Genomic DNA, 11,306 nt, shown 5'->3' with positions numbered 1-11,306 from the left:
AACGGGCCGTTTCAGCTTTTCAACAGATCCAGCTTCAAGAGCCAGCCTCTCGGAAATTTCGTGGCCTCCGCAAAAGTCAAGAAAGGACTTTCACTGCGCCCTCTAACAATTTCTGTCGAGGCTAAACGGGCTCTTTCAGCTTTTCATAAAACAAAACTCGCCACCTGATAAATATCCTGTAACTCCTTAATCTCATCTAGTACAACCTGCTCGACAAGCTGATCAACCTCAAGCACCATCAAGGCTTCATCACCTTTTACTTTTCTGGAAACTTTCATTTGACCGATATTAATTTCATGCTTGGCAAAAACTCCAGAAACCGCAGCAATCGCACCGAACCGATCTTTATGTAACACTAAAACAGCTGGTGACATCCCGGTAAATTCCAATTCGAACTCATTCAAGCGCACAATCTCGACTTTCCCGCCGCCGATCGATGCCCCGACAAGAGTCGTTTGTTGCATACCATTTTTAAGCACCAATTTTACAGTATTAGGGTGAGCCGCTTCCTCGCGTTCCTCGATGAAATTAATATGCATGCCCCACTCCTCAGCCAGTTTAATCGCATCCGGCATCCGCTCATCATCCGTTTCGAACCCAAGCAAACCACCAATCAGCGCCACATCCGTCCCATGCCCTTTATACGTCTTCGCAAAAGACCCATACAAATGAATATCCACCTGCATCGGCATCTCATTAAACACACTCCGAGCCACCGCACCAATCCGACAAGCCCCCGCCGTATGCGAACTCGAAGGCCCAATCATCACCGGCCCAATAATATCAAACACACTATTAAATTTCATCCCACATCACCCCTTCATAATTATTATAACAACGATCTAACTACAAACACGCTGTAGATTACCAAGCTGAGAGAGGCGCGGTAAATGCTTAGTTTCTAGGCAAAGCCGAGCACCGAAGCGTAGCGTACGACTGTACGTGAGCATCGGAGCACAGGCTTTAACGACGAAAATGAGCGTTTGCCGCGCCTCTCGTCACTCGACGGAGAAGATGTATGGATAAACCGGCTGCCCACCCGAGTGAATTTCGAATTCGATATCAGGAAACTTATTAGACACTTCTTCCGCCACTTTTTCAGCATCGGCTTCTGTCACGTCTTTCCCGTAAAGCAATGTCACAATCTCACTATACTCATCAACCATCTCAGAAAGCGTCGCAACCGTCGCTGCTTCCAGACTCGGGTGGCATACTTTAATATCGCCTTCTACAATCCCGATATAATCATCTTTCTTAATCGCCACACCGTCCACCGTCGTATCACGAACCGCTGTCGTCACTTGCCCACTTGCGATATCTTGAATAGCAGCAATCATCTCATTGGCATTATCCTCAAATGTGAAATCTGCTTGGAAAACAAGCAATGCTGCTAAACCTTGTGGAATCGTTTTCGTCGGAATAATTTTGACCTTATCTTCGCCTAAAATAAGCGCGGCTTGATCTGCGGCCATTTGGATGTTCTTATTATTCGGCAACACAAAAACTTGCTCGGCATTTGCTGATTCAATCGCTTTCACGATATCTTCGGTACTCGGATTCATCGTTTGACCGCCTGAAAGAACAACCGTAGCACCAACACTTTCAAATAAGCGCTTAATGCCGTCTCCCACTGAGACCGTTACAATGCCGTAAGCTGCTTTTTCAGATGCTTCTACTGGCGTATCTTTCACGACTTCGCGATGCTGTTCTCGCATATTATCGACTTTCATTTTGATTAGACTACCGTATTGCTGACCATAATTGAAAACATTTCCCGGATACTCTGTATGAACATGGACTTTTGCTACTTCATCATCTGCAACAACCAGCAGGGAATCGCCCATTTCCGAAAGATCAGCGCGGAATTTCTCTTCATCAAATTTCTTTTGTCCCGGTTTATTTTCATTGATTTGCACCATGATTTCTGTACAATAACCGTAAACGATTTCTTCCGTTGACATGACGTCCTGCACATGGCGATGGTGTTCGGCGTTAATTAACTCACCCATCGAAGCCGTATAGTTCGTTATGCCGTCTTCATTGCCTGTTAAAGCCGCATAAAATCCTTCATAAATAATAATCAGACCTTGCCCACCACTATCCACGACGCCAACTTCTTTTAAAACTGGCAACATTTCTTGCGTTTTGGCAAGCACAATTCTACCTTTTTCAAGGATTTGTTGCATCACGAATTCGATATCATCCGATTCATTGGCCGCGATAACACCCGCTTTGGCTGCTTCACGAGCCACCGTCAAAATCGTGCCCTCGACTGGTTTCATTACTGCTTTGTAAGCCGTTTCAACACCAGCCGTGAATGCAGCTGCCAATTCTTTCGTATTTAACTCGGTTTTACCTTCAATAGATTTTGAAAAGCCACGGAAAAGTTGGGATAAAATAACACCCGAATTACCGCGCGCTCCCATTAGAAGTCCTTTTGCTAAACTGCTTCCTACCGCGCCCACCGTGCTCATGCTATTTCGACTAACCTCTTGCGCACCGCTCGTCATAGAAAGATTCATATTGGTCCCTGTGTCTCCGTCTGGAACTGGGAATACATTCAAAGAATCCACGAAATCTGCGTTCTTTGCTAAATTTTCTGATCCAGCTGCAATCATTGCCGCTAATTTTTCTCCATTCAACTGATACACACTCACGATTACGTATCCTCCCTTATGCTTCGTTCGTCACACGGACACCCTGGACATAGATATTCACAGAATCAACTGTGATGCCCAACGTTTTTTCTAATGTATACTTCACGCGCTCTTGTACGTTATGAGCCACTTCCGAAATCTTGGTACCAAAACCAACAATAATATACATATCAATATTTAAACCGTCATCCTCTTGACGAACAATAACACCTTTCGTATAGTTTTCACGACGTAAAATATCAGTCAAGCCATCACGGATTTGATGCTGACTTGCCATTCCTACGATTCCGAAATTTTCCTCTGCTGCACCCCCAGCAAGCGTTGCGATCACATCCGTTGTGATATCAATTTTGCCGAGCTTTGTTTCCATTTCAATTGTCATCTTTATAGTTCCTCCTTATTGTTAAGTAGGTTTTGTGAAAGAAGCCGATTTCGTGCCTGCACTTCTCGCTATCAATACTTAAAAATCACACTAACATTTCTGTTCCTTTCTATTCTACTATAATTAATGGGGGTTGGGAAGGAGTTTGTTGTTGTGGCTCTTATGAAGCCTCTTCTGCTGAATTAGAGCCTCAATATGAGTGTGAGCAAAGCGAGCATTCGTTCCATGTTCTTAAAAATCAAGCACTACTCCTAGCACAACTTATATCATGTTCTGCGTTTGTTTGTAGGCTTTTTGTTGTGGCTTTTATGAGGCCTCTTCTGCTGAATTAGAGCCTCAATATGAGTACGAACGTAGCGAGCATTCGTTCCATGTTCTTAAAAATCAAGCACTACTCCTGGCACAGCGTACATCATGTTCTGCTTTCGTTTGCGACGCTTTCACGCTCGGGCTAGCTTCAACAGCCAGCCTCTCGGAATTTTCGTGGCCTCCGCAAAAACCAAGGGCGGGTTTTCACTGCGCCCCCTAACAAATTCTGTCGAGGCTAACGGGCTGTTTCAGCTTTTCGTACTGTCAAGTAAAAATTCTTTGCAGGTTTTTCGCTTAAGAGGTTGCAATTGAGGTTGGTTTGTGATAAATTATTGTAGTATATGAAAAACAAAAAGCTATTTTTATGCGATAGATGGGTAATTAGCAGCTTTTTTGAAGTAGCTCTGTAAGGAGGGAAATAACGATGGCAAAAGTATGCGTAATCACAGGTCGTAAAACTCGTTCGGGTAACAAACGTTCCCACGCGATGAACGCAAGCAAACGTACTTGGAAAGCAAACTTACAAAAAGTTCGTATCTTAGTAAACGGCAAACCTAAAAAAGTTTGGGTTTCAGCTCGTGCGCTTAAGTCCGGTAAAGTTGAACGTGTTTAATAAGAAAATGGATGCAGGTCTTCGGATGCTGCATTTTTTCTTTGTCCAAAAAATAAAAACAGGATTTCCATTGCAAATTGATGGAAATCCTGTTTTATCTAGTTACTTAATCACAGTCGTCTCTAATCCAACTAATTTTGCCCAAGTTAGAATTTGATCGGTTGTTAACTCTAGCGAAACAACCGTGTGATGTCCGCCCCCTGCTTCTATCCAGGCATGCACACCTTCATGGAAACCCGGTTTCACTTCCCATAAAACTCGCGCCACTGGTAAATTTGGTGCTGGTTCTGTCGGTTCAAATGCGGATACTTCATTAATCAACAACTTATAATGCGTGCCAAAATCCGCCATGGAAACGACGACGCCGTCTCCTGATTTCCCATCAAAAACAAGACGTGCTGGGTCTTCACGATCTCCCATTGAAAGCGGTGAAACGACAATTTTCGGCTTATTAGCAGCGAGCGTAGGATCCACTTCCATCATATGAGATTGCAAAATGGCTTCCTTCCCAGCTGCCAGTTCGTACGTATAATCTTCCATGAATCCTGTATTTTTATTATGCGCCATAACCTTCATCAACCGGTCAATCGCAGCCGTTTTCCAGTCACCTTCGCCAGCAAATCCATATCCTTCTGCCATCAAACGTTGTACGGCAAGACCAGGTAATTGCTTCATCCCATAAAGGTCTTCAAAATTGGAGGTAAACCCATTATACTCCCCTTGCTCAAGGAAGCGACGGATTCCAATTTCTTGGCGAGCTTGTACTTTGACGTGCGCTTCCCACGTCTTTTGATCGTAATCGCCGTATTCAAAGTCATATAGCTGCTTGTACTCGTCAAATAAAGCGTCCACTTCATCATCTGTTACGGCATCAATTACTTGAACTAAATCACCAATTCCAAAATAATCGACAACCCAACCGAACTGGATTTGCGCCTCTACCTTATCACCTTCCGTCACACCAACATTTCGCATATTATCCCCGAAACGTGCAATTTTAATAGCAAAACTTTCCTCATAAGCAACCGCCACATCCATCCAATCAGCAATCTCTGTCATGACACGCTCTGTTTGCCAATAGCCGACCACAATTTTGTTCTGTTTGCCAAGGCGTGCGTTAATAAAACCATATTCACGATCACCGTGTGCCGATTGATTCAAATTCATAAAGTCCATATCAATCGTTTTCCACGGGATACTTTCGTTAAACTGCGTCGCTAAATGAAGTAATGGTTTTTGTAATAATTTCGTGCCACGGATCCACATTTTCGCAGGCGAGAATGTGTGCATCCACGTAATAACACCAGCAACTTCATCCCGATAATTCACTTCTTTCATGATTTTCGTAATCGTATCCGCCGTAACTGCCAGCTCTTTTAGAACGATCGGATATGGCAGATTCCCGTTTTTATTCAGCGCATCAACCATTTCTTCCGCATCTTTTTTCACACTTCTTAAAGCCTCTTCCCCGTACAAATGTTGCGAACCAACGACAAACCAAAATTCTTTTTCAGCTACTTTTAACATTTTCACTTCAGCTCCTTTTATTTTCCTTGTCCATAATAGGCGTTTTTCCCATGTTTTCTCAAAAAATGCTTATCCAGCACCCGTTTTGGCAGCTCTTGTGCATAACTATTCAGCTGCCTCGTAAAATAATTCATCTTGCAAACTTCATCTAAAACCACTGCGTTCATGACTGCACTAGCTGCATTTTTTCCCCATGTGAACGGTCCATGCCCATGAAGCAAAACCCCTGGCACATCTATCGGGTCGATGCCTCGCTCCTGAAACGTTTCTACTATGACATTCCCCGTCTCATGCTCATATCCGCTATCAATCTCTTCCTGCGCTAAAACTCGTGCACAAGGAACCGCACCGAAAAAGGTATCCGCATGAGTCGTTCCCATAGCGGGAACGTCGAGTCCAGCTTGTGCCCAAATCGTTGCCCATGTTGAATGCGTATGCACGATGCCACCGATTTCCGGAAAATGTTTATAAAGCACCGCATGTGTCGGTGTATCCGAAGAAGGGTTTAAATCACCCTCCACAACCCGATTATCCAAATCAACAACAACCATATCCGATGCTTTCATTTCTGCATAACTAACACCACTCGGTTTAATCACAAAACATCCCGATTCCCGGTCAAAAGCACTCACATTGCCCCACGTATATTTAATAAGTCCACGTTCTGGTAATTCCAAATTAGCCTTGAAAACCTCTTCTTTCAAATCTTCTAACATCGAAAGCCCCTCCTGTCTAAATTAATTTTTCAATCGCTTCATTTTCAATCGATAACCCTGCAAGGTAACGTTTCAAAAACACGTCATAACCAGCCATCTCATCTTCCGTCGGTTCAAGTGTCACACCTTGGTCCTCTTTAAACACCTGCTGCGCCAAAAATTCATCCAACGATTCTCCCGAGCTAGCTTTCATATACGAAGCGAGCAACGCAATACCCCATGCGCCACCTTCACTCGCCGTATCCATCACAGTAATCGGCGCTCTCATCGCGGCCGCAAGAATACGCTGTCCAACCTCAGGCGTTTTAAAAATTCCGCCATGCCCAACTAATGTATCAATTTGAATGTCCTCTTGTTTTAAAATATCCAGCCCAATTCGCATCGCACCAAATGCGCTAGCCAAATGCACGCGCATAAAATTCGCCAAATTAAATCGACTGTCTGGCGAGTGAACGAATAACGGTCTACCTTCATTCATGCCCGTGATATTTTCACCGGAATAATAACCGTAAGAAAGCAAGCCACCGCAATCAGAATCACCATTTAGCGCCTCTTTTAACAACACAGAAAATAACCTGTCTTTACTAAGCTCAAATCCCAACGTCTCCGTCACTTCTTGAAATAGATTCATCCATGCATTAATATCCGACGAACAATTATTGGCATGCACCATTCCTACAAGATCCCCAGATGGCGTCGTCACCAAATCAATCTCTGGATAGACCGCTTGAAGCTCTTTTTCGAGTACAATCATCGCAAAAGCAGACGTTCCAACAGATACATTACCTGTTCGCTTCGCCACGCTATTCGTTGCAACCATGCCCGTTCCCGCATCTCCCTCTGGCGGACAAATCGGAATCCCAGGCTTCAAATTACCCGTTGGATCAAGCAAATAAGCGCCCTCCTGCGTCAACTTACCCGCCTCATTTCCAGCAAGAAATACATGAGGTAAAATCGCATCCAAATCTAACGTAATCCCTTCCTGTTCAGCTAATTGTTCGAACGCTGCAACCATTTTTTGATTGTAGGTTTTCGTCTCCATATCAATTGGAAACATCCCCGAGGCGTCACCAACCCCAATGTTCCGCTCACCAGTCAATTGCCAATGTATGTAACCAGCCAGCGTCGTTAAATAATCAATTCCACCAACGTGCGCTTCCTTATTCAAAATTGCCTGGTACAAATGAGCAATACTCCAACGCTGCGGAATATTGTAACTAAAGCGCTCCGTCAATTTCTTTTCCGCTTCTTCCGTCATCGAGTTACGCCACGTCCGAAATGGGACCAGCAATTGCTTATCCGCATCAAAAGCCATGTAACCGTGCATCATAGCGCTAAATCCAATGGCGCCCACGGATGAAAGCGTCTCACCATACTTTTCAAAAACTTCAGATGCTAGCTTGCGATAACTCATACGTAAGCCCTTCCAAATAGAATCAAGTGAATATGTCCAAACACCATTTTCTAATTGATTCTCCCATTCATAACTTCCAGTAGCCACTGCGCTAAAGGTAGAATCCATCAAAACCGCTTTAATTCGCGTTGATCCAAATTCAATGCCTAAAGATGTACGGCCATCAATAATGTCCAACATTTCTCGAGCTTTTACTTCTTCTGTACTCATTTTAAAAACCTCCTTAAAACGTAGTCCAATCCACGATTTTTAGTAACGCTTACACTCTAAATTTAACTCTTTTGTACGTACATGTCAATAATAAAATATAAAAAATCAATAAAATCACTTGATATGTACGAACAAATATTGTAGAATGAAAATGCTTACATAAAGCGTAATCCATTTATTTTAAAACTATTATGAAAAGAAGGGGTTGAACGCAACATGAAAAAAGAAAAGAAAATTTCCGCATCATTTATTTACTTTTTTGGCGCTTTTGGAGGAATCTTGTTTGGTTACGATATCGGGGTAATGACCGGAGCACTCCCATTTCTGCAAGATGACTGGAACCTCACTGGACATGCCGGACTAATAGGTTGGATCACATCCGCGGTCATGCTAGGAGCCATATTCGGTGGCGCAATGGCTGGAATACTATCTGACAGACTAGGACGACGCAAGATGATTTTAATTTCAGCTGTTATTTTTGTCATCGGGTCTATTCTATGTGGAATCGCTCCACATAATGGCGAATATTACTTAATTGGCGCTAGAGTTGTGCTTGGATTAGCGGTTGGAGCTGCGTCTGCACTTGTGCCTTCTTATATGTCTGAAATGGCGCCGGCCAAGCTACGTGGACGTTTGTCAGGGATCAACCAAGTGATGATAGTTTCGGGAATGCTTCTTTCGTACATCATCGACTTTCTTCTAAAAGGACTACCTGAGATGTGGGCTTGGCGCTTGATGCTTGGATTGGCAGCGGTTCCAGCAGTTATTCTTTTCTTTGGCGTCATGGCACTTCCCGAATCACCGCGTTTCCTTGTAAAATCTAAAAAATTGGACGAAGCTCGTAAAGTTCTTGGCTATATTCGCAAACCAACAGAAGTCGACCAAGAACTAGATCAAATCATTAAAACCGCTCAGCAAGAGGAGAAAATAGCACACACAACCACTTGGGGAACCCTCCTCACCGGTCGTTACCGGGCACTTGTTTTCGCTGGAATTGGGGTTGCTGCTTTCCAACAATTCCAAGGAGCCAATGCTATTTTTTACTACATTCCATTAATCGTTGAAAAAGCAACCGGACATTCTGCAAGTGAAGCACTTATGTGGCCGATTATTCAAGGGGTCATTCTTGTTCTTGGTGCACTTTTCTTCTTAGTCATTGCAGACAAATTTAACCGCCGAACCTTATTGACTGTTGGTGGAGCCGTGATGGGACTTTCCTTCATCCTGCCAGCCATTATCAATACGTTTGTAAAATCCGATGCCAGCCCAATGATTATGCTCGTTTTCCTCTGTGTTTATGTGGCTTTCTATTCTTGTACGTGGGCACCATTAACCTGGGTTATTGTCGGCGAAATTTTCCCACTCGCGATTCGCGGTCGTGCATCTGGGCTAGCCTCCTCCTTCAACTGGATTGGCTCTTTCCTTGTCGGGCTACTTTTCCCAATTATGACAGCGTATATGCCACAAGAACTCGTATTCGCTATTTTTGGAATTATATGCTTCCTAGGCGTGTTATTCATTCGTTTCTTCGTTCCAGAAACACGTGGGCGTACACTTGAAGAAATTGAACAAGATGGTAAACAGATTGCCAAAGAAGTTCGTATATAAGGCAAGAGGCTGGGCATAAATCGAGTAGGAGGAGCCTAACGGCTCCGACCTCTCACACCACCGTACGTACGGATCCGTATACGGCGGTTCAATTTTATACTAAACATGTATGTTACTATAGTGCTCAGTTGCTGATATTAACCCAAATTTAGCGAGTCGCTGATTCGTGATAGTTGTTGTTAATATCCATGAATACGCAACTCTAGCATAGGATTTACTGGTGTAGCTATATTTGTAAGCCTCGTACCGACTCATCCCAAGCTTCATTAAGTTTTTCCGTCTATTCTTCGGAGTCTTCCACTGCTTCCAAATACATATCCTTAACCTCACACGTGTATTCGCATCTATCTGTTTTAAATGTTGCTTCATTTTTCCGATTCTAAAGTAGTTAACCCAACCACGAATCAGAGAATTAATTCTAGCTACTCGGCACTTTGTTGATATTCCCCAAGCTCTTCTAGTGAGGCGCTTCAATTTAAATTTCAGTTCCTGCAAGGACAACTTATGTGGTCTTGCTTTGTATAAACGGTCCTGCCAATCATAATAAAATCCGAACCCTAGAAACTTCGTTTCTTCATCTTCTGGTCTTCTGACTTTACTCTTCGTCACATTGACGATAAGCCCTAATGTTTCCTCAATAAATTTGCTTACAGAACGCATGACGCGTCGAGCAGCCATGTCGCTTTTCACAAAAATAAGACAGTCGTCTGCATATCTTACAAAACGTAACTCCCGACTCGCTAGCTCTTTATCTAGCTCATTCAGCATAATATTACTAAGGAGTGGAGATAGATTGCCACCTTGCGGAGTGCCGATAATCGTTTCTTGATACTCTTCTTGCACCATAACACCACTTACTAAGAATTTTCTCACGAGTGATATAACATCACCATCTTTCACTGTCCTTGCGACAATGTTCATGAGTCTATCATGATGTACGGTGTCAAAGAAACGCTCTAAATCGATGTCAACGAGCCATTCATACCCATCATTCATGTTCTCTAATGATTGGAGAATAGCCATCTCTGCATAACGCTTGGGGCGAAATCCATAACTGTTAACGTGAAAATCCTTATCGAAGATCGGTGTCAACACTTGCGCAATCGCTTGCTGAATAAAGCGGTCTGTGACCGTAGGTATTCCTAACAAACGTACACCACCATTTGCTTTAGGAATCTCCACGCGCTTGACTGGTTGTGGATGGTATTCTCTTTGCTGTATCTGATGAATAAGCGTTTCCTTGTGGAGGCTTAAGTGCGCTTTTAATGCGGTAATAGGCATATCATCTACACCCGCGGCTCCTTTGTTTTTCATGACTTGTTTGTAAGCCTGATTTAAATTATCTGGATTTACTATTTGTGCCAATAATGTTGGTTCATACATGTCTGTTATTCCTTCCTTTTCTCGTAAAATTAGTATCCACTTTCCTGCATCTTCTGCCAGTGGTCTTTTCCTATTTTCCAATCACGAATATCCTAACGATAAAATTGTTCCACCCTTCGCTCTTTCTTCCTTTCGGAAGACGTCTTCACTACTATGGTTTCTGCTGACTTCTCACAATCCAGACTTATATCACTATAAGCTTTTGGGTTAGAGTCGTGAGACCTCCCCAGTTAAGGTGCAAACTCTTTCTCTCCATCTATCCGCCACATTTACACCATGCAATTTTTTTTCTAGTAGTTATTGGACTTTAGTTTCTTTGGCAACCTTATCCTTGCATGACGCCTTCTATGTGATTTCTGTTCGTCGGACCAGAGATTTGCCTCAAGCTTCCTTCAGATTCCATGTCACCATGGACACCCTTGCTGTTGGCTAGGTGCTTACCACTACTTGGTCGCACTCGGGACTTTCACCCATTAGAGTTTGCCCA

Annotated in this window: 9 protein-coding genes; 2 read left to right on the top strand and 7 right to left on the bottom strand. The window is 43.3% G+C overall.

The window, feature by feature from the left end; all coding sequences use genetic code 11:
- Positions 1-143: 143 nt before the first annotated feature.
- The 3 genes from sdaAB to HPK16_RS12710 all read right to left on the bottom strand — a co-directional run bounded on the left by sdaAB (position 144) and on the right by HPK16_RS12710 (position 3,039).
- Positions 144-806 (bottom strand): L-serine ammonia-lyase, iron-sulfur-dependent subunit beta, encoded by a 663-nt coding sequence (gene sdaAB, locus HPK16_RS12720; protein ID WP_181677320.1) that lies wholly within the window; start codon positions 804-806, stop codon positions 144-146.
- 192 nt (positions 807-998) lie between these two features.
- A complete protein-coding gene (locus HPK16_RS12715; protein ID WP_181677319.1) occupies positions 999-2,657 on the bottom strand; it encodes a DAK2 domain-containing protein in 1,659 nt (552 codons plus the stop codon).
- Between the two features lie 16 nt (positions 2,658-2,673).
- Positions 2,674-3,039 (bottom strand): Asp23/Gls24 family envelope stress response protein, encoded by a 366-nt coding sequence (locus HPK16_RS12710; RefSeq protein WP_036069692.1) that lies wholly within the window; start codon positions 3,037-3,039, stop codon positions 2,674-2,676.
- Positions 3,040-3,772: 733 nt separating this feature from the next.
- Between HPK16_RS12710 and rpmB the strand changes: the two genes are divergently transcribed.
- A complete protein-coding gene (gene rpmB / locus HPK16_RS12705) occupies positions 3,773-3,961 on the top strand; it encodes a 50S ribosomal protein L28 (RefSeq protein ID WP_036060116.1) in 189 nt (62 codons plus the stop codon).
- 102 nt (positions 3,962-4,063) lie between these two features.
- Here rpmB and araA read toward each other — a convergent pair whose 3' ends face one another.
- Genes araA through HPK16_RS12690 form a run of 3 tightly spaced genes read right to left on the bottom strand, consistent with a single transcriptional unit; the run spans position 4,064 to position 7,828 of the window.
- A complete protein-coding gene (gene araA, locus HPK16_RS12700; RefSeq protein ID WP_181677318.1) occupies positions 4,064-5,488 on the bottom strand; it encodes an L-arabinose isomerase in 1,425 nt (474 codons plus the stop codon).
- Positions 5,489-5,505: 17 nt separating this feature from the next.
- The gene (locus HPK16_RS12695) at positions 5,506-6,204 is read right to left on the bottom strand and encodes an L-ribulose-5-phosphate 4-epimerase (RefSeq protein ID WP_181677317.1); all 699 of its coding nucleotides are present in this window, start codon (positions 6,202-6,204) and stop codon (positions 5,506-5,508) included.
- 16 nt (positions 6,205-6,220) lie between these two features.
- Entirely contained in the window at positions 6,221-7,828 is a 1,608-nt protein-coding gene (locus tag HPK16_RS12690; protein WP_181677316.1) for a xylulokinase, read from the bottom strand.
- Between the two features lie 216 nt (positions 7,829-8,044).
- On the opposite strand from HPK16_RS12690, the gene HPK16_RS12685 reads away from it, so the two are divergent.
- A complete protein-coding gene (locus HPK16_RS12685; RefSeq protein ID WP_181677315.1) occupies positions 8,045-9,436 on the top strand; it encodes a sugar porter family MFS transporter in 1,392 nt (463 codons plus the stop codon).
- Between the two features lie 99 nt (positions 9,437-9,535).
- On the opposite strand, the gene ltrA is transcribed toward HPK16_RS12685, so the two are convergent.
- Positions 9,536-10,819 (bottom strand): group II intron reverse transcriptase/maturase, encoded by a 1,284-nt coding sequence (ltrA, locus tag HPK16_RS12680; RefSeq protein ID WP_181677314.1) that lies wholly within the window; start codon positions 10,817-10,819, stop codon positions 9,536-9,538.
- Positions 10,820-11,306 lie beyond the last annotated feature (487 nt).

The organism is Paenilisteria rustica (assembly GCF_013820765.1).
Classification (GTDB): Bacteria; Bacillota; Bacilli; order Lactobacillales; family Listeriaceae; genus Listeria_A; species Listeria_A rustica.
The sequence above is the reverse complement of the archived record's forward strand: the minus strand, read 5'-3'. Positions and strand labels throughout refer to the sequence as shown.

Excerpts from the sequence above, each read along its gene's own strand:
- sdaAB (WP_181677320.1), bottom strand. The coding sequence starts at position 806 with ATGAAATTTAATAGTGTGTTTGATATTATTGGGCCGGTGATGATTGGG.
- HPK16_RS12710 (WP_036069692.1), bottom strand. The coding sequence starts at position 3,039 with ATGACAATTGAAATGGAAACAAAGCTCGGCAAAATTGATATCACAACG.
- rpmB (WP_036060116.1), top strand. The coding sequence starts at position 3,773 with ATGGCAAAAGTATGCGTAATCACAGGTCGTAAAACTCGTTCGGGTAAC.
- araA (WP_181677318.1), bottom strand. The coding sequence starts at position 5,488 with ATGTTAAAAGTAGCTGAAAAAGAATTTTGGTTTGTCGTTGGTTCGCAA.
- HPK16_RS12695 (WP_181677317.1), bottom strand. The coding sequence starts at position 6,204 with ATGTTAGAAGATTTGAAAGAAGAGGTTTTCAAGGCTAATTTGGAATTA.
- HPK16_RS12690 (WP_181677316.1), bottom strand. The coding sequence starts at position 7,828 with ATGAGTACAGAAGAAGTAAAAGCTCGAGAAATGTTGGACATTATTGAT.
- HPK16_RS12685 (WP_181677315.1), top strand. The coding sequence starts at position 8,045 with ATGAAAAAAGAAAAGAAAATTTCCGCATCATTTATTTACTTTTTTGGC.
- ltrA (WP_181677314.1), bottom strand. The coding sequence starts at position 10,819 with ATGTATGAACCAACATTATTGGCACAAATAGTAAATCCAGATAATTTA.